We start from the raw sequence: 17,546 nt of genomic DNA, 5'->3' as shown, positions 1-17,546 counted from the left end.
ATTGCCGCAAGTCTTCTCCCCCCTTGTGGGGGAGATGGCCGGCAGGCCAGAGGGGGACTTTCTTGATGCCAGATGCCCCCGCTTCAACGAGGGCACTCAAAGGGAGCTCGCGGCGCTGCATCGGGTCCATATGCGATAGCCCTGGGTCGGCAGGGAACATCGGCGGGAAGGCGGTTAGCCGGAGCGATGTTTTGAGCCCCGGCCGGGCCGGATCAGCCGGTGGCCTGTTGTGTCTTGATCTGCGGCGAAGAAAGCGCCGAGGTGATGTCTTCGAACGGCGCCAGCGTTTCCACCGGGCCGATGGCCGACAATGTCGGAACTGTATCGAAAAACAGCCGTCCGGCAAGATCGGTCAGGCGCTGGGTGGTGATGCCTTCCAGACGCTCCATCATCTCGCCGCTCGGGATCGGACGGCCGTAAAGCAGCATCTGGCGGGCGATCTGGCCGGCGCGCGCGCCGGGGCTTTCCTGACCCATCAGCAGCTGGGCGCGAATCTGGGCGCGGGCGCGATCGATTTCCTGCTGGTGCATGACTTCGGAAGACTTGCGCAGCTCGTCGAGAATGACCGGAACCAGCTGCGGCAGGTCCTGCGCGCCGGTGGCGGCATGGATGCCAAAGATGCCGGTATCGGAAAAGCCCCAATGGAAGGCGTAGACAGAGTAACAGAGGCCGCGATGTTCGCGCACTTCCTGGAACAGGCGCGAGGACATGCCGCCGCCGAGAATGTTGGCAAGGATCTGCGAGCAGTAGAAGTCCCGCATGTGATAGGCCTTGCCCTCGAAGCCGAGAAGCACCTGCGTATCCATCAGGTCGCGGGTTTCGCGCACGTCACCGCCGATATATTTGGCAGCTTCCAGAACCGGCGGTGCCGAGGGGCTCTGCGGCAGCGAGGCGAAACGCTGTTCCACCTGTTTGACGAACACGTCGTGATCGACGGCGCCAGCCGCTACCACAAACATGCGGTCGGTGGTGTAATTGCGCGAAAGGTAACCACGAATATTGTCGGGCGTGAACGCCAGCACTGTTTCCGGCGTGCCGAGGATCGGCCGGCCAAGCGTCTGGCCGCGATAGGCGACTTCGGAAAACCGGTCGAAAACGATGTCGTCGGGCGTATCATTGGCCGCGCCGATTTCCTGCAGGATGACGTTCTTCTCGCGCTGCAGTTCTTCTTCATCAAAAGCCGATTCGGTCAGGATGTCGGCAAGGATATCGACGGCGAGCGGCACGTCGTCGCGCAGCACGCGGGCGTAATAGGAGGTCGTCTCCGTCGAGGTGGCGGCGTTCAACTCGCCGCCGACATTCTCGATTTCCTCGGCGATATCGCGGGCACTGCGGCGCGCGGTGCCCTTGAAGGCCATGTGCTCGAGAAGGTGGGCGATACCATGCTCGTTATCCATCTCGTTGCGCGAGCCGGACTTGATCCATACGCCCAGCGCAACGCTTTCCAGATGCGGCATGTTTTCGGTGACGACGGTCAACCCGGAGGCGAGCCGGGTGATATTAACATTCATACTGTATCTCCGGCGTCTTCTGATCCCGTCAGGCGGTGGCCCGGGCATGTTTGCTGATGAAGCCTTCGACGGCTTTCAGGTCCGCATCCAAGAGATCGAAACGCTCCTCCCGTGTCATTAAATCAGCAAGCCATAGTGGAAGTGCTGGAGAAATTCCGCAAGCGCTTTCTACGGCAGCCGGGAACTTGGCCGGGTGGGCAGTCGACAGTGTCACCATCGGAACGCCCGGCTTTGCGAACTTTTTCGCCGCAAAAACGCCCGTTGCCGTATGTGGATCGATCAGATAGCCGGTCTCGGCCAAGGTGTCCTTGATGGTCGCGGCAACCTGCTTTTCGGTGGCGCGGGCGGCGCGGAACTCGCGGCGGATGGCTTTCAGGGCTTCCGGCTGGATCTCGAACGAACCGGACTGTTTCAGGCTCGCCATGGCATTGCGCACGGCGCCGGAATCGCGACCATAGGCTTCGAACAGGAGGCGTTCGAAGTTGGAGGAGATCTGGATATCCATCGACGGCGAGGTGGTGGCGTGCACGCCCTTCATCTCGTAACGGCCGGTCTTCAGCGTGCGGGCGAGAATGTCGTTGTCGTTGGTGGCAATCGCCAGACGCTCAATGGGCAGGCCCATTTTCTTGGCCACGTAGCCTGCAAAGATATCGCCAAAATTGCCGGTCGGTACCGTGAACGAGACCTTGCGGTCTGGTGCGCCAAGCGAAAGGGCGGAGGTAAAGTAGTAAACCACCTGCGCCATGATGCGCGCCCAGTTGATCGAATTGACACCCGACAGGCCGACCTTTTCGCGGAAGGCGACGTCGTTGAACATCTCCTTCACAAGGTTCTGGCAATCGTCGAAATTGCCCTTCACGGCAACCGCATAAACGTTCGAAGCACCCGAGGAGGTCATCTGGCGCTGCTGCACCGGCGAAACCTTGCCATGCGGGAACAGGATGAACACATCGGTGCGCTCGCGGCCGGCAAAGGCGTCGATGGCGGCGCCGCCAGTATCGCCCGAGGTCGCGCCGACGATGGTTGCGCGCTGGCCGCGTTCGGCCAGTACGTGGTCCATCAGGCGGGCGAGCAATTGCATCGCCACGTCCTTGAAGGCGAGCGTCGTACCATGGAAAAGTTCCAGCACGAAATCGTTGGGGCCGGTCTGCACCAGCGGCACAACGGCCGGATGGCGGAAGGTGGCATAGGCCTCATTGATCATCGCCTGCAGCTTGTCGGCCGCGATCTCGTTACCGGTGAAACGGCTGATAACCGCGAATGCGATCTCCTGATAGGTCTTGCCGCGCAGGGCCTTGATGTCTTTTTTGGAAAATGTCGGCCATTCGCGCGGAACGTAAAGGCCGCCATCGCGGGCAAGGCCTGCCATGAGTGCGTCGCGAAAGCTGAGCGCGGGTGCTTCGCCGCGTGTCGAGATGTATTCCACGAAGTTCATTCCCCAGAAAGAAGCATCGGCTCCGGAAAAGCCGGCGTAAAAAAGTTCGGCCTTCAATACAGAAAGCCGATGGGGAATGCGAGCCCGGATTATGCCCGAGCGGTTCCGCAGTTCGAATTTTGCCGTATTCGCATGTCTCTCAACGTAGAGATGATTTTCGTGTCATAACGGATCGATTTTTCAAAATGCCACTGCTATAGACCTTGGCTTGAAGAGGTGCCGGAAGTTCCGGTCGCGCCAGAAATAAAGCCAGGATCGGCCAGGCGGCAGATCAGATATGCAAAAGGGTTGAGTAACGTGTTTGGAAAAACATCCCTGACCACGGCATCTTTCAAGACGGTTTTGCGCACGGCTGCCGGTGCCGGGCTGGCCGCAGCGCTTGCCGGCTGCAGCACGCCCGATCTGGGCGCTGCCGGTCGTGCCGAAGCGCAGGCCAGTGTCACACCGGTCGTGCAGGCCTATTGCCCGCAGGTGGTGATCCGCACCGATACCGGTTTCCACCGGTCCTATGTCGGCAAGGCCGCCGAAGGCGACGACAGCAAGCTGATCTATCAGGCCTCCTTTGCCGACGTGACGCGCTCCTGCACGGCGAGTGAATCCACGCTGACCATCAATGTGATGGCGCAGGGCCGCATCGTGGCCGGCGCCGCCGGCAAGACCGGTGACGTGACGCTGCCGGTTCTGGTGGAAGTGGTCGATGGCAGTAACGTCATCTATTCGCAGAAGGTTGCCTTTAACGCCAACATCCCGCCGGAAGGCAGCGGCCAGTTCATCTTCAACAAGGCCGACGTCTCGATCCCGAATGCTGCTGGAGGGGCTTCGCGCTTCACGACAGTGCGCATCGGTTTCGACGACGGCAAGGCCGCGCCGAAGAAGGCTGCGCGCCGGGGCTGATTGCCGATATCGTCGAGAGATTTTTCGAGCCGTCCGCGACGATGTTGCGGGCGGCTTTTTAATGCCTACTGTTCCCTTCACCGCATTCCAGACCATATGTCGTCTTTGCCGACCGGCCATGTCGTTTTCGCGGGCGTTCGAAAGCATCATGCATGGTCTCTTGAAACGGCAATAACGATTGGAAGGTTGCGGCGTCGATCCGAGGAGGGATCGGCCCCGCAAAAATGCCTTCGACCAGAACAGTTCGGGGGCAAACTCAACCAAGGAGGAATGGTATGAGCAGGAACCGTGGCGTCGTTTATCTGAAACCCGGCAAGGTGGAAGTCCGCGATATCGATGATCCGAAGCTGGAGGCGCCCGATGGTCGGCGCATCGAGCACGGCGTCATCCTGAAAGTCATTTCCACCAATATCTGCGGTTCCGACCAGCACATGGTGCGCGGACGCACCACCGCCATGCCTGGCCTCGTGCTTGGCCATGAAATTACCGGCGAGGTGATCGAAAAGGGCGTCGATGTCGAGATGCTGGAGATCGGCGATATCGTCTCTGTGCCCTTCAATGTCGCCTGCGGCCGTTGCCGCTGCTGCAAGGCCCAGGACACAGGTGTGTGCCTGACGGTGAACCCGTCGCGTGCCGGCGGCGCCTATGGTTATGTCGATATGGGCGGCTGGATCGGCGGGCAGGCACGCTACGTCACCATTCCTTACGCCGATTTCAACCTTCTGAAATTCCCGGATCGCGACCGGGCGATGTCAAAAATCCGCGACCTCACCATGCTCTCCGACATTCTGCCGACCGGTTTTCACGGCGCGGTGAAGGCCGGCGTCGGCGTCGGCTCGACGGTCTATGTTGCCGGTGCCGGGCCGGTGGGGCTGGCGGCTGCCGCTTCCGCCCGCATTCTGGGGGCTGCCGTCGTCATGATCGGCGATTTCAACAAGGAGCGTCTGGCGCATGCCGCAAAGGTCGGGTTCGAACCGATCGATCTCTCACAGTCTGACAGACTTGGCGACATGATTGCGCAGGTCGTCGGCACCGACGAGGTGGACAGTGCCATTGATGCCGTCGGTTTCGAGGCGCGCGGCCATGCCGGCGGCGAACAGCCGGCGATCGTTCTGAACCAGATGATGGAAATCACCCGCGCCGCCGGTCAGATCGGCATTCCCGGGCTTTACGTGACGGAAGATCCCGGTGCCGTGGATGCGGCTGCCAAGCAGGGCAGCCTGTCACTGCGGTTCGGGCTTGGCTGGGCCAAGGCGCAGTCCTTCCATACGGGGCAGACGCCGGTGCTGAAATACAATCGCCAGCTCATGCAGGCCATCTTGCACGACCGCCTGCCGATCGCCGATATCGTCAATGCCAAGGTGATTTCGCTGGAGGATGCCGCGCAAGGCTATGAGAGCTTTGATCAGGGTGCGGCGACCAAGTTCGTGCTCGACCCGCATGGGGTATTGGGTAAGGTGGCTTGATCAACAAAGACGATCTCGCGGCCAGTGGCTGTATTGTCTTGGGTGCCATCGCACCTCACCCCAGACTCAAGCCGGGCAGAGCCGCGTGTCTCTGCCCGTCCTTGCCGGCGCCCGTAAGGGGAGCGGCTTAACCCAGATGACATTTGCCAATCTTTGGGGGCTGTCGCTGGATTGCGGTGACCGGCTATCACGACCTGGCCGTGAGCATTCTCATCGCCAGGCGGAGAAGTAGCCATTCGCCAGTTGGCAAAGCACAAACTAACCTCGCCCCATCTCTTGAATGGAAGGACGGGCAGGATTTAGCGGCGTTCCTGTAAGACACTTGTGTCACACACTCCTGTAAGACAGCGTCTGAAACGTGATTCCCAGCTAAGCGAAAACGCCGGAAAACATGGATTCTAGGCTTGAAAAAGAGTGTTGTGGCTGGGGCGCCAGGATTCGAACCTGGGAATGCCGGTACCAAAAACCGGTGCCTTACCGCTTGGCGACGCCCCATCAAACAACCGGAACAACTCCGCGAAGCGAAGATTCTTGTAGCCGGTGGAAACGGTGCCACCCCTTAGCAAAGCTTTGTCATCACGGCAATCCGCAAGGCTGCGCTTTTTTGTGGGAGACGGACAGCCTGTCGGCAATAGGCGGCAAGGCTGAGGTTCGCAGGTCTTTCCGGCCGCTGCGCAAGCTTTTGCGACGGCCGGAATCGGTGTTCATTACAGAAGCGCGCTACGGATTTTTTCGATGGCTTCGTCAGGGTCTGCGCCATAGGGAATGAGACCTTTCAAGCGTCCGTCGGCGCCGATCAGAAACAGATCCATCGTGTGGCTCATGGAATAACCGCCGCTGGGGTTTGGCTGCTTGCGCGCGAATGCCTTCCAGCCGGCAATGACCTTTGTCATTTCCTGCGGCGTTCCCGTGACACCGGTGATGCGGTCTGAAAAGGCGGTGACATAACCTTTCATGATGTCCGGCGTGTCGCGCTCCGGATCGACGGTGAAGAGGTAGGTTTTGAGCGACTGGCCTTCCGCGCCGAGTTCCTCAAGGTAGCCTGCCACCTCGTAAAGTGTCGTCGGGCAGACCTCGGGGCAGTGCGTATAGCCGAAATAGACGAGCGACGGATTGCCCTTGAAGATCGACTGATCGACCGGTTTTCCCTGGTCATTGACCAGGGAAAAGGCGGTGCCGAACGTGCCCGAACGGGGCGTGTCTTTCGACATCCAGACCATGACGCCGACGAGTGCGAGCACAAAAATGCCCGACACGACGCCAGCGATCATCATGAACGGATTTTTCGACGTCATTTTCCATGCTCCGAATGCGCCTTGTCACCGGCAATCGGGCCGACGGCGAACTCGACATCGACCGGGCCGGCCTTTTCAAAAACAAGCGTGGCCTTGACCATTTCACCTTCCTTGAAGGGCTTTGTGACATTCATGAACATGACATGATAACCGCCCGGTTTCAGCTCGACTGTGGACTTGGCGGGAAGGACAATACCGCCCTGGAGTTCGCGCATCTCCATGATGGCGCCATTCATCTTCATCTCATGGAATTCGACGCTGCCGGCGCGATCGGAGCTGGCGCTGACGAGACGGTCGGCCGGGCCGGCATTGGTGATCTTCAGATAACCGCCACCAACCTTGGCGACGGGCAGCATGGCACGCGAATAGGGATGGCCGATCTCGATCTCCCCGACCTTGAATTCGTGCGCCCGAGCCGTGCCGAAGCTGAGTGTCGCTGCAAGTGCCACAAAGATGCCGATGTGTTTTCTGATCATGGGTTTCCTCCGGTGGGTGCGCTCGGCCGGCTCGGGTTCGGTACTGTGCCGTCAGGCGAGGGGAGCGCGAACATGAAACGTGAGAGATGCCGGATAGACATCTCTCCTGAAAGACGAACATGGGGGCAAGGCGCCTCACATTCCGATGTTCAGGCACGCGGCGGTGGCGCTCGAGGTTCGGCGAGCAGCCGGCGTTGTGATGACGGCGCGACCATGTCCACCATGTGCGCTGTCGGCTTGTCTGCGACGGCGATCCTGTGGATGTCTGGGGCAGAGCCGGCAAGAATGGCGGGCACTGCGGAACCGGCGAGGCGGCAAAGCAGCGCGCATGGACATTCCGCACTTTTCTTCAGCGGTGTGTTTTTGCTGTCCGGCGCGGTGTCCACGATGCCGGAAGAGGCGCAGATGACATGGAACGGGTTTTCTGCCGGGCTGATGGTGGATGCGCGGGCATAGCTGCCGGCCAGGCCTTGAAGGACAACCACATAGGCGATCACCACCGCCATTGCGGTGGCCAGAATCCTGTCGGATAGGATTTGCCTGATCGCCCTCATGTTATCTCAATGCCACAAAGCCGCAGCGATGTCACCGAGGTGGATAATGCCAATCTGCGGCGGTTTGACGCTGAACGGTTGCGCTTGGGTGCGCACCTCTCGATCAACTCCTTTTTGAACGATGCGCCTATGGGCAAAAATACTTGATTTGTGATCTGCCTTTGGCCTGTGACGATGCCAGCAAGACCTGATTTATAACAACTGCGTCTTCGAAAAAATCCCGATATTCGATGTGCACATATGTGCAAAATGTCATCCGGCTGTCATCGAGCTTTTTTATGGTCCGCCTCGATAAACGAGAGAAGGGGCGGCCATCATGGTGATGATCGACGGGCGAATGACGCGGGGGGATGCCGGTTCACGGTTCCAGCGGCTGCGTCATCAATTGGCCGTGGCGCGCCGCGATCCGGTCATTGCCATCGGGCTGGTGCTTGCGCTGCTGTTCGCTCTTCTCATTCTCGCGCCCGTCATCTCGATTCTCGTCAATGTCGCGATCGTGCAGATCGGCGATGCGGCGCGCATGCGCGCACCGGAGGGGGCGTTCACGCTCTATTATCTCACGCGCGCCTTTGCCTCCCGCATGTCCGCCATTCTTCTGTGGCAACCGCTTCTCAATACGGCGTCGGTGGCGGCTGGTGCGATCGTGCTGTCCATGTCGATCGGCGGCATGCTCGCCTGGCTGATCAACCGGACCGAGCTGCCGGGGCGCGGCTGGTTCGCAACGGCGCTGATCATCCCCTTCATGCTGCCGACATGGACGCTCGCACTTGCCTGGACGACGATCTTCAAGAACCGCACTGTGGGCGGCCAGCCCGGCTGGATGGAAAATCTCGGTTTTGCCACGCCCGACTGGCTGGCCTATGGCCGCCTGCCGATGATCATCATCCTGTCGCTGCATTATGCGCCCTTTGTGATCCTCATCCTCGGCAGCGCGCTGCAGCGGCTCGATGCGCAGCTGGAGGATTCGGCTCGTATTCTCGGTGCAAGTCGGCGCCGCGTCGCATTCCAGATCGTGCTGCCGCTGATGCGCCCGGCGTTGTTGTCTTCCGGCCTGCTGATCTTTGCCGATTGTATCGGCGAGTTTGCCGTACCTTATGTGCTCGGCCTGCCTGTCGGCTTCGATACGCTGTCGACCTCGCTTTACCGCGCGATCTCTACCCGCCAGAGCGGCATGGCAGCCGTGATGGCGGCGGTCATCATGGCGATCGGTGTGCTCACGCTCTACATCGATACGCGGATGATGCGCGAGGCGCGTCGTTTCGCCATTGTCGGTGGCAAGGGGGCGATGAACCGTCGTCGCCCGCTCGGGCGCTGGTTTATCCCGGCCACCGGTTTTGCGGTCGCCTTCTTCGTCATCGGCGTCGTCGTCCCGCTGCTGACGCTGTTTCTCTCGACCATCATGCGCGTGCCGGGCCGTTTCACACCGGAAAACTTTACCTTCGATTACTGGATCGGCTCGAACCTCGATACGGTTGCGTTGCGCAACGGCATACTGCTGACGCCGGAATTCTGGAGCGCCGGTCTCAATACGCTGGTCATCATCGGCGCCGCGTCGCTGGCCTCGGGCGTGCTTGGTCTTCTGGTCGGTTATGTCGTCATCCGCAGCCCGTTTGCTGCGCTCGGCGCCTTCCTGCGGCAGATAACCTTCATGCCCTATCTGGTGCCGGGCATCGCTTTTGCGGCGGCAACGCTGACGCTGTTTGCCGTGCCGCGCGGTCCCATCCCGGCACTTTACGGCACCTCGATCATCCTCATTCTGGCCCTGATTGCCGATCAGATGCCGTTTGCCTCGCGATCCGGCATTGCCGCCATGGCACAGCTCGGCAAGGAGCCGGAAGAGGCGGCGCGTGTTGCCGGTGCCGGCTGGTGGCGACGCATGACCAGCATCGTGATGCCGATCCAGAAGCGGGCTCTGGCGAGTGCGATCCTGCTGCCGTTCATCTCCGGCATCAAGGGCGTCAGCCTGTTCATCATCCTCGCCGTGCCGGCCACCGATGTGCTGACCACCTATTCGCTGCGCCTCGTGGATTACAATTACACCCAGGCCGCCAATGCCGTCGTGCTGATGATCGCGCTGCTGGCGCTGGCCGGCACCATTCTCATCAACCGACTGACCGGCAAAGGCATCGCCAAGGGTCTGGAGAGCTGACATGCCCGATATCACACTGACCAATGTCACCAAGAACTATGCCGGCCATGGTCATGCCGCCGTTTCCGATCTGAACCTCACCATCGCCCATGGTGAATTCATGTGCCTGCTAGGCCCCTCGGGCTGCGGCAAGACCACGACATTGCGGATGATTGCCGGTCTCGAGCACCTGAGCGGCGGCGAGATCGCCATTGGCGAACGTGTGGTCGATAGCCTGAGCGCGGGCACTTTTCTGCCGCCGGAGCAGCGTCGGCTCGGCCTCGTTTTCCAATCTTATGCGCTTTGGCCGCATATGACCGTGGAGCGCAACATCGATTTCGGCCTGCGCCTGCGCAAGATCCCGGAAGCGGAGCGCCGCGCCAAGGTCAATGACGTGATGGAAAAGCTACGCATTCGCGATTATGCGGCGCGGTATCCGTCGCAGCTTTCGGGCGGTCAGCAGCAGCGCGTGGCGCTGGCCCGCATGCTGGCGGTCAATCCCGAAATCCTGTTGCTGGATGAACCGCTGTCCAATCTCGATGCCACGCTTCGCCTCGAAATGCGCGCCGAACTGCGTCGACTGCATGAGGAATTCCGCACTACGATCGTTTTTGTCACCCATGACCAGTGGGAGGCGATGACACTGGCGACCACGATCGCGGTGATGAACGGTGGTCGTCTGCAGCAGGTCGGTGCGCCGGATGATATCTATTCGCGGCCGGTCAACCGGTTCGTGGCGGAATTCATCGGCAACCCGCCGATCAACATGATCTCGCTCGATGCCCAGTCAGTGCTTGGCGGGCTGGCCGCGCGGCTGTTCGGCAAACTGCCCTTAGGGGGCACGTCCAAGGTTGCGTCAGTCGGCATTCGGCCGGAAGAGATTGCGTTTTCCGCCACCGTCGGTGCCGTGCCGCTCGGGACGCTGAAGCTTGAAAGCATCATGCCGACCGGTGGCAGCTGGATACTGGAGCTTTCGCTTGGGGCCGAGCGTCTTTTCCACGCCACCCACACGCGCCCGACGGCGAGGCCGGGCGACGTGGTCGACTGTTTTGCAAAAGCCGAAGGCCTGCACCTGTTCGACGCCGATGGGCAGCGCATCGAGCTCACTGAAATCCGCGCGCAAAACGCGGCACAGCCGATCGGCCAAGGCCGGCCGGCGCTTTTACCCGCATAAACTCCCGTAAAAATCCCTGTTCAAATCATTCAAAGGAATATCGATGAGACTTTCCCGCACTCTGATGTCTTCGCTGATGTTTTCCGCCGCCATCTCGCTGGTCGCCACCAGCGCCGGCGCCGAGGAGGCATTCGACCTCAACGCCGTGATCGAGGCTGCCAGACAAGAAGCGCCGATCACCGTTTATGATTCCACCGGCAAGATCGTCGAACAGGCCAAGGCCTTTTCCGAAAAATACGGCGTGAAGGTCACCGGCGTAAAATCCGGCGCACCGGAGACGCTGGAAATCGTCATCCGCGAGGCGCAGGCCAATAACGTCAAGGCCGATGTGGTCATTCTGGCGGATGCACCGGCGGCGCTGTCGCAGATCGTTGCCAAGGGATATGCCAAAAGCTGGCTGCCTGCCGATCTCGCCAAGGATATTCCTGCGATCTATCAGGATCCGCTGACCATCGTTCTCGCTCCGAATGTCTGGACGTACAACACTGCCCTGCATGACAGCTGCCCGGTCAAGAATATCTGGCAGCTGACCGAGGCCGAATGGAAGGGCAAGGTGGCGATGCAGGATCCGATCGGCAAGCCGTCCTATACCGACTGGTTCAACCAGCTCGCCACGCATGCCGACAAGGCTGTTGCCGATGCCTATCAGGCGCAATACGGCAAGCCGCTGAAGACGGACGAGGCCAGTGCCACCGCCGCATGGGTCAAGGCTCTGGCCGCCAACAGCCCGTTGCTCACCGATTCCGATGGTGCTGCCGCCGAATCGATCGGCGCGCCGGACACCAAGGAAAGCTTTGTTGGTCTGGTCAGCACGGCCAAATACCGTGACAACAAGGATGGCATGAAGCTTGGCCTTTGCGCTGGTCTCTCGCCCTTTTCCGGCTGGACCTACCCATCGCTCGGTCTGATCGCCTCCGGCACCAAAAGCCCGAATGCCGCAAAACTGTTCATCCGGTACATGATGACGGCTGAAGGTATCGCGCCACAGGCAAAGGACGGCAAGATGTCGACGAACACCACGATCGGCCTCCCCGACAACGAACCTTCCGGCGTCGGCAAGGTGCGCGATCAGCTGCTTGCCTATGATGCCTCGACCGGCGGTGACGACTGGGAAGCGCGTCAGGACTGGCAGGATCTCTGGTCCTTGAACTACAAGAAGTAATCGCCGCATATTCGAACTGAAACATGGCGGGGCCTCACTTGCAGTGCCCCGTCATCCTCTCGCCGAAAGACCCCATGCTGACTGTCGATGAACTGAACCAACGCGAAACCCTGCTGCGCACTGTCACGGCCTCTGCCGGCGCGCTGGCACTTGACGCCTTCCAGACCCGCAAGCCGGGCGATTTCACCCTCAAGGGGCGCCAGGATTTTCTGACCGAAGCCGATGGCGCCGTGGAAAACCATGTACGCGCTGCGATCGCGGCGGAATTTCCGGAAGATGGCATTCTGGGCGAGGAAGCCGGCGGCGCGCTGGCGGAACGGCTTTGGGTAATCGATCCGATCGATGGGACCGCCAATTTCGCGCGCGGCATTGCCCATTTCTGCGTCGCGATTTCGTTCTGCGTGAAGGGTGAGACACTGCTCGGGGCGATCTTCAATCCGGCTTCGAACGAATTCTATTTCGCCCGCAAGGGGGCAGGGGCAACCAAGAACGGCACGCCGCTTGCCGTTGCCGCAACAGATGCCATCGCCAATGCTTCGGTCGAGATCGGCTGGTCGCCGCGCGTAGCGACGACGGATTATCTGGCCGCGCAGGAGCCCGTTCTTGCCGAGGGCGCCAATATCCGCCGTGGGGCATCCGGGGCACTTGCCATTGCCTGGGTCGCGGAAGGTCGCACCGATGGTTATGCGGAATACTATATGAATGCCTGGGATTGCCTTGCCGGTCTGCTGATGGTGCGCGAAGCCGGCGGTGTGACCGGTGCCTATCCCGCAACTGAAGCCGAGTTGCTGATGGGCGGCGAGATTTTTGCCGCAGCGCCCGGCATTGCCGCCGAATTTTCCGCTGCGATGAAAATTGCGATCGCACCGACAGAACGAAAGGGAGAAGCGGCATGACGTCCTCTCCGCATTACGAGCGGCCGCACCTGAGCCTTATCCAGAAGAACCTGCCGGGCTGGGATGTCGATCTTTATATCGGTGGCCGTGAAGCCGTGAGTACGCCGGATTTGCTGGAACAGCATGGCATCAAGGTGATCGTCAATTGCGCGGTCAATTTCGATGTCAATCTCGTCGGCGCAGAGCAGCCTGTCGAGGAAGGACGCATCGCCTCCGGTCCTGGTTTCCTGCGTTATTACAAGCTCGGCCTCGTCGATGGTCCCGGCAATGCCGATACCATGCTGATGGCCGGTTATTATCTCCTGCGCGGGGCGCTCAGCCAGAGCTTTCCGCAAAAGCCGTCCTATCCGCATCGGGACAAGGGCAATGTGCTGGTCAACTGCCGCGCCGGTCGCAGCCGGTCGGTTTCGCTGGTGTCGCTGTTCCTGCATCTGGAAATGCCGGACCTCTATCCGACGCTGGCATCGGCGATCGACCATGTGCGTGACAGACGGCAGTTGCATCCTGACGAATGGTTCGAAACGCCGAAACCGGAACTGATCCATGCCGTCGAGCGGGCGGCCGATATGATCCGTCTTATCGAAGCGAACAAGGACAAGGCTGTCGCATGAGCAATCGGCCGCCGCAGAATTTTGCAAGTGCAAGCGAGGTCGCGCAGCGCGCCGGGGTTTCCCGCTCCGCAGTATCGCGCACGTTTACAGCAGGGGCGAGCGTTTCGGATGAAACCCGCCGCAAGGTTCTGGCGGCGGCTGAAGAGCTGAACTACCACGTCAACCATCTGGCGCGCGGGTTGTCGCAGGAGAAGAGCCGGCCGATCTGCATTCTCGGCGGCGATCTGCATGCGCCTTACCAGTCGGCGCTTCTCGAAGCGCTGACGCGGCGCATTCAGGCGGCAGGCCGCGCCGTCATGGTCATCAACACCGCCGGCAACGAGGCGGATTCACGCGCGGCTCTGCATCAGACGCTAAATTATCGCGCGTCCGCCACCATCGTGCTCTCCGGCGCGCCGCCGGTCTCGCTGGTGCGCACCTGCATCGAAAGCGGCCAGCACGTCATCCTCATCAATCGGCAGGGGCAGATAGAGGAGGCGGAGCATATCAATCTCGATCACGAGAGCGCCATGAACGATGCCCGGCATATGCTCGCCCGTGCGGGCTGTCGGTCGTTCGCGATCGTTTCATCCACCAACAATTCGCCCAGCCTTCTGGCACGCGAAAAGCTGTTCAGTGCGGCGATCGTCGAAGCGGGTTTCGAGCCGCCGCAGGTGATCAAGGTCGGGCCAACCAGCTATCGCAGCGGCGCGGAAGCCGCACGCCTGTTGTTGCCCGGCGCGGCGCGTCCGGATGCCGTCTTCTGCGTCACGGATCTTCTCGCCTGCGGTTTCATGGATATCGCCCGCCAGGATTTTGGCATGGTCATCCCGAGGGATCTGTGTGTCCTCGGGTTCGACGATATCGAACAGGCGGGCTGGGACGGTTACGCGCTGACGACGTTTCGCCAGCCTATCGAGGAAATGGCGGAAATCATCGCCAAAGGCGTGACGGACGGGCGCGAGTTTGCCGATGCCAGTGCCGTCACCACGCTGAAAGCCCTGCCGGTCTGGCGAAAGACCGTGCGATCGGGGCCATAAGGACCTTCCTTGTCAGCGATGCCGTGATTGCGGCAGCACATAGGGCATATGCACCGCAGGCAGGCGACCGACAGCGCCGCCGATGCCATACACTTTTGCGATGACGTCGTCGGTGATCGCGTCCGCGCAGACGCCTGACTTCACGACCTTGCCATTGTGCAGGACGACCAGATGATCGGCGAACTCGGCGGCCAGATTGAGATCATGCAGGATGGCCAGCACGATGCCGCCGGCGGATGCAAAATCGCGCGCCGTTTCCAGCACCGAGATCTGATGGCCGAGATCGAGGCTTGCCGTCGGTTCATCAAGAAACAGCGCATTCGGCACGCCGTCGGACACCGGCTTTGGCACCTGCGCCAATGCGCGGGCGAATTGCACGCGCTGCTGCTCGCCGCCTGACAGGGAAGGGTAGGGACGGCGTTCAAAACCATGAAGACCGGCGCGTTTCAATGCCTTGCGGGCCTGATCGGATGGATCCAGCGCGCCGTGGGCGACAGCGCCCATGCGGGTGATTTCGAGCGCCGTGAACGGAAAAGCCAGCTGTGTTGCCTGCGGCAGGACCGCCCGGCATTTCGCCAGATCTTCCGGCCGGCAGAGATCGAGATTTTTGCCGTGATAAGAAACGGTTCCCTCGTCCGGCCGCATCTCGCCGGAGAGAACTTTCATCAGCGTGGATTTGCCGGCGCCGTTCGGGCCGATCACCACGGTGAAGCAGCCGGGTCTCAGCTCGATGTCGACCGACTTGACGAGATTGCGACCGCTGCGGGTGATGGTGATATTTTCGGCGATAATCATGGCAGGTCTCGCATGCTGGCGCCGTTCTTACCGAGCAGCAGGAACAGGAAGACCGGTGCGCCGAACAGGGCGGTGATGACGCCGATCGGCAATTCTGCCGGTGCTGCCACCGTGCGCGCCACGCTGTCTGCGATCAACAGCAGGGCGCCGCCGCCAAGGGCTGATCCGGGCAGCAGGAAACGGTGGGATGGCCCCATGGCCAGGCGCAGCAGATGCGGCACGACGATGCCGACAAAACCGATGGAGCCGGCAACGGCAACGGTGGAGCCGCAGGCCGCGGCGACGGCGATGATGACGATCTTTTTCAGGCGCTGCACCGGGATGCCCATGTGAAAGGCTGCGGCATCTCCCAGAATGAGAGCGTCCAGTCCGCGCGCGACGAAGGGAATGATCACCAGCACGACAGCGATGAAGGGCAGGATGGAGACGATGCGCCCGTATGTGGCGCCGCCAAGCGAGCCGAGGCTCCAGAAGGTGATATCGCGCAATTGCCGGTCATCGGCCATGACGATCAGCAGGCCCATCAATGCCGCCGTCAATGCGCCGATGGCGATGCCGCAGAGGATGAGGGCCGTTGTCGAGGTGCGACCGTCGCGGGTGGCGATCAGGTAGAGCGCCCAGGTGTTGATGAGCCCCCCGAAAAACGCCATTAGCGGTAGAAACTGATTGCCGAGCAGAAGCGCGATTGGTGCCAGAATGCCGTTGCCGAGCACGATCGCCGCCACGGCGGCGAGACCTGCGCCGGCTGTGACGCCGACGATGCCGGGATCTGCGAGCGGATTGCGAAACAACCCCTGCATCATGGCGCCGGATACCGCGAGACCTGCGCCGACCAGCAGACCGAGTGCGGTACGCGGCAACCTGACGGCTTCAAGAATCACGCGCTCCTGCGTGGTCAGCCGATCGGCATTTCCGGTGAGGTAGGCCCAGAGGTCTGCAAGGCCGACGCCTGTTGGCCCGACACCGAGAGAGATCAGGCAGGCGATGACCAGCAGGGCTGCAAGCCCGAAAAGAACGAGGACGCCCTGCTGGGTGCGATCGCCATCAGCGGCTGGCCGCAGGGGCAAGGAGAGCGCTCTCATGTCTACTTGATCTCGCCGGGATAAATCTGCGCGGCGAGTGCGCGTGCGGCTTCCGGCGTGCGGGGCCCGAACCCGAGCAGCAGCAGGCCGTCCATGGAAATCAGCGCCTTGTTCTCGGCGGCCGGAGTTGTCTGCATTGAAGGCAGGGAAAATACCTGTTCCGGCTTGATGGAATGATCACCGCGCGACATGGACAGGATCGCATCGGGTCTGGCGGCAATGACGGCTTCGTCGGAGAGTGGCTTATAACCGTTGATGGTCGGCGCGGCATTGATGCCGCCGGCCATTTCGATCACGGCACCGGCTTCGGTGTCGGCACCACCGGCCATCACGCGGCCGTTCGAGAGCGACAGCACGAACAGAACCTTCTTCTTCTCGGCCTTGATCCTGGCGACATCATCGGCCAGCGTTTTCAGGTCGGCTTCGGTTTTGGTCGCAAGCGGCTCCGCCTTGTCGGAAAGGCCGACGGCCGCGCCGATGTCACGGATTTTCTGGCCGATCTTGTCTGCCTTCGGCGGCGTCGGGATGACCACCATCGGCACTTCGCTGGCCTTGAGGATTTCGATCACCGGAGGCGGGCCGGAGCCTTCTTCCATCAGGATGAGATCCGGCTTCTGGCCCAGAATGCCTTCGGCCGAGAGCGCCCGCATGTAACCGACATCCGGTTTGGAATTGGCATCGGCGGGATAAAAGCTGGTGGAATCACGGGCGACAATGCGGTCCTGCGCACCAAGATCATAGAGGATTTCCGTGATCGTGCCGCCGATCGAGACGATGCGGGTGGCTTCAGGGTTGCCCTTTTCCGCCGCAATGGCAGTGCCGGACGTGGCGAAAATTCCGAGGAAACCTAGGGAGATTAGAAAACGAGAGACCACGTGAATGCCCTTTCTGTCGGCCATTGCGCAGGTGGAAACCTGGTGCCGAACTAATAATTGGACACTGATACTCAAGTTTATGGGTTTTGCAATAAGGCGCGGGCAAAACCGGGTGGCGAAACCGGGCGTGCAACAGGAATGTGATGACGGAGAAGAAAACAGGCTGTCACATT

The 17,546-nt window shown here is 61.0% G+C and carries 16 protein-coding genes and 1 tRNA gene; 8 read left to right on the top strand and 9 right to left on the bottom strand.

Features of this window, described 5'->3' with window-relative positions:
* Window positions 1–212: 212 nt before the first annotated feature.
* Together EDF70_RS13780 and thrC are read right to left on the bottom strand one after the other, a co-directional pair.
* Window positions 213–1,511 (bottom strand): pitrilysin family protein, encoded by a 1,299-nt coding sequence (locus tag EDF70_RS13780; RefSeq protein WP_132274320.1) that lies wholly within the window; start codon window positions 1,509–1,511, stop codon window positions 213–215.
* Window positions 1,512–1,539: 28 nt separating this feature from the next.
* Window positions 1,540–2,946, bottom strand: coding sequence for a threonine synthase (gene thrC / locus EDF70_RS13775; protein WP_132275825.1), 1,407 nt, complete (start codon window positions 2,944–2,946; stop codon window positions 1,540–1,542).
* A gap of 297 nt (window positions 2,947–3,243) precedes the next feature.
* Between thrC and EDF70_RS13770 the strand changes: the two genes are divergently transcribed.
* Together EDF70_RS13770 and fdhA are read left to right on the top strand one after the other, a co-directional pair.
* Window positions 3,244–3,840, top strand: coding sequence for a PilZ domain-containing protein (locus EDF70_RS13770; RefSeq protein ID WP_245519164.1), 597 nt, complete (start codon window positions 3,244–3,246; stop codon window positions 3,838–3,840).
* Window positions 3,841–4,115: 275 nt separating this feature from the next.
* Complete coding sequence (fdhA, locus tag EDF70_RS13765; protein ID WP_132274317.1) at window positions 4,116–5,306, top strand: formaldehyde dehydrogenase, glutathione-independent; 1,191 nt, start codon at window positions 4,116–4,118, stop codon at window positions 5,304–5,306.
* 420 nt (window positions 5,307–5,726) lie between these two features.
* On the opposite strand, the gene EDF70_RS13760 is transcribed toward fdhA, so the two are convergent.
* The 4 genes from EDF70_RS13760 to EDF70_RS13745 all read right to left on the bottom strand — a co-directional run bounded on the left by EDF70_RS13760 (window position 5,727) and on the right by EDF70_RS13745 (window position 7,631).
* Window positions 5,727–5,801, bottom strand: a tRNA-Gln gene (locus EDF70_RS13760).
* A gap of 212 nt (window positions 5,802–6,013) precedes the next feature.
* Complete coding sequence (locus EDF70_RS13755) at window positions 6,014–6,601, bottom strand: SCO family protein (RefSeq protein ID WP_132274314.1); 588 nt, start codon at window positions 6,599–6,601, stop codon at window positions 6,014–6,016.
* Entirely contained in the window at window positions 6,598–7,077 is a 480-nt protein-coding gene (locus tag EDF70_RS13750) for a copper chaperone PCu(A)C (RefSeq protein WP_132274312.1), read from the bottom strand. Before EDF70_RS13750 ends, EDF70_RS13755 begins: the two co-directional genes overlap by 4 nt.
* A gap of 149 nt (window positions 7,078–7,226) precedes the next feature.
* A complete protein-coding gene (locus EDF70_RS13745) occupies window positions 7,227–7,631 on the bottom strand; it encodes a hypothetical protein (protein WP_132274309.1) in 405 nt (134 codons plus the stop codon).
* A 316-nt stretch (window positions 7,632–7,947) separates the two neighbouring features.
* On the opposite strand from EDF70_RS13745, the gene EDF70_RS13740 reads away from it, so the two are divergent.
* The 6 genes from EDF70_RS13740 to EDF70_RS13715 all read left to right on the top strand — a co-directional run bounded on the left by EDF70_RS13740 (window position 7,948) and on the right by EDF70_RS13715 (window position 14,621).
* Window positions 7,948–9,780 carry an iron ABC transporter permease gene (locus EDF70_RS13740; protein WP_165932028.1) on the top strand — a complete coding sequence of 611 codons (1,833 nt, stop codon included), beginning with the start codon at window positions 7,948–7,950 and terminating at the stop codon, window positions 9,778–9,780.
* 1 nt (window position 9,781) lies between these two features.
* Entirely contained in the window at window positions 9,782–10,933 is a 1,152-nt protein-coding gene (locus EDF70_RS13735) for an ABC transporter ATP-binding protein (protein WP_132274306.1), read from the top strand.
* 64 nt (window positions 10,934–10,997) lie between these two features.
* A complete protein-coding gene (locus EDF70_RS13730) occupies window positions 10,998–12,095 on the top strand; it encodes an ABC transporter substrate-binding protein (protein WP_132275816.1) in 1,098 nt (365 codons plus the stop codon).
* Window positions 12,096–12,169: 74 nt separating this feature from the next.
* On the top strand, window positions 12,170–12,991 hold the full coding sequence (locus tag EDF70_RS13725) for an inositol monophosphatase (protein ID WP_132274303.1): 822 nt from the start codon (window positions 12,170–12,172) through the stop codon (window positions 12,989–12,991).
* Complete coding sequence (locus EDF70_RS13720) at window positions 12,988–13,602, top strand: dual specificity protein phosphatase (RefSeq protein WP_132274301.1); 615 nt, start codon at window positions 12,988–12,990, stop codon at window positions 13,600–13,602. The genes EDF70_RS13725 and EDF70_RS13720 overlap by 4 nt, the downstream gene beginning before the upstream one ends.
* Window positions 13,599–14,621, top strand: a complete 1,023-nt coding sequence (locus tag EDF70_RS13715; RefSeq protein ID WP_132274297.1) for a substrate-binding domain-containing protein — start codon at window positions 13,599–13,601, stop codon at window positions 14,619–14,621. Before EDF70_RS13720 ends, EDF70_RS13715 begins: the two co-directional genes overlap by 4 nt.
* A gap of 12 nt (window positions 14,622–14,633) precedes the next feature.
* Here the strand turns inward: EDF70_RS13715 and EDF70_RS13710 are convergent, their stop codons facing one another.
* From EDF70_RS13710 to EDF70_RS13700, 3 genes are read right to left on the bottom strand one after another with little or no spacing between them, the layout of a single operon-like run.
* The gene (locus EDF70_RS13710) at window positions 14,634–15,416 is read right to left on the bottom strand and encodes a heme ABC transporter ATP-binding protein (protein WP_132274294.1); all 783 of its coding nucleotides are present in this window, start codon (window positions 15,414–15,416) and stop codon (window positions 14,634–14,636) included.
* Window positions 15,413–16,498: an iron ABC transporter permease gene (locus tag EDF70_RS13705; RefSeq protein WP_132274291.1), complete on the bottom strand. Its 1,086-nt coding sequence runs from the start codon at window positions 16,496–16,498 to the stop codon at window positions 15,413–15,415. Before EDF70_RS13705 ends, EDF70_RS13710 begins: the two co-directional genes overlap by 4 nt.
* 2 nt (window positions 16,499–16,500) lie before the next feature.
* On the bottom strand, window positions 16,501–17,397 hold the full coding sequence (locus tag EDF70_RS13700) for a hemin ABC transporter substrate-binding protein (RefSeq protein ID WP_132274288.1): 897 nt from the start codon (window positions 17,395–17,397) through the stop codon (window positions 16,501–16,503).
* Between the last annotated feature and the right edge of the window lie 149 nt (window positions 17,398–17,546).

The sequence above is a fragment of the Neorhizobium sp. JUb45 genome (genome assembly GCF_004343585.1).
Classification (GTDB): domain Bacteria; phylum Pseudomonadota; class Alphaproteobacteria; order Rhizobiales; family Rhizobiaceae; genus Neorhizobium.
The sequence above is the reverse complement of the archived record's forward strand: the minus strand, read 5'-3'. Positions and strand labels throughout refer to the sequence as shown.

Coding starts and splice junctions, on each gene's coding strand:
- EDF70_RS13780 (WP_132274320.1), bottom strand. CDS start 1,511: ATGAATGTTAATATCACCCGGCTCGCCTCCGGGTTGACCGTCGTCACC.
- thrC (WP_132275825.1), bottom strand. CDS start 2,946: ATGAACTTCGTGGAATACATCTCGACACGCGGCGAAGCACCCGCGCTC.
- fdhA (WP_132274317.1), top strand. CDS start 4,116: ATGAGCAGGAACCGTGGCGTCGTTTATCTGAAACCCGGCAAGGTGGAA.
- EDF70_RS13755 (WP_132274314.1), bottom strand. CDS start 6,601: ATGACGTCGAAAAATCCGTTCATGATGATCGCTGGCGTCGTGTCGGGC.
- EDF70_RS13750 (WP_132274312.1), bottom strand. CDS start 7,077: ATGATCAGAAAACACATCGGCATCTTTGTGGCACTTGCAGCGACACTC.
- EDF70_RS13745 (WP_132274309.1), bottom strand. CDS start 7,631: ATGAGGGCGATCAGGCAAATCCTATCCGACAGGATTCTGGCCACCGCA.
- EDF70_RS13740 (WP_165932028.1), top strand. CDS start 7,948: ATGGTGATGATCGACGGGCGAATGACGCGGGGGGATGCCGGTTCACGG.
- EDF70_RS13735 (WP_132274306.1), top strand. CDS start 9,782: ATGCCCGATATCACACTGACCAATGTCACCAAGAACTATGCCGGCCAT.
- EDF70_RS13730 (WP_132275816.1), top strand. CDS start 10,998: ATGTCTTCGCTGATGTTTTCCGCCGCCATCTCGCTGGTCGCCACCAGC.
- EDF70_RS13725 (WP_132274303.1), top strand. CDS start 12,170: ATGCTGACTGTCGATGAACTGAACCAACGCGAAACCCTGCTGCGCACT.
- EDF70_RS13720 (WP_132274301.1), top strand. CDS start 12,988: ATGACGTCCTCTCCGCATTACGAGCGGCCGCACCTGAGCCTTATCCAG.
- EDF70_RS13715 (WP_132274297.1), top strand. CDS start 13,599: ATGAGCAATCGGCCGCCGCAGAATTTTGCAAGTGCAAGCGAGGTCGCG.
- EDF70_RS13710 (WP_132274294.1), bottom strand. CDS start 15,416: ATGATTATCGCCGAAAATATCACCATCACCCGCAGCGGTCGCAATCTC.
- EDF70_RS13705 (WP_132274291.1), bottom strand. CDS start 16,498: ATGAGAGCGCTCTCCTTGCCCCTGCGGCCAGCCGCTGATGGCGATCGC.
- EDF70_RS13700 (WP_132274288.1), bottom strand. CDS start 17,397: ATGGCCGACAGAAAGGGCATTCACGTGGTCTCTCGTTTTCTAATCTCC.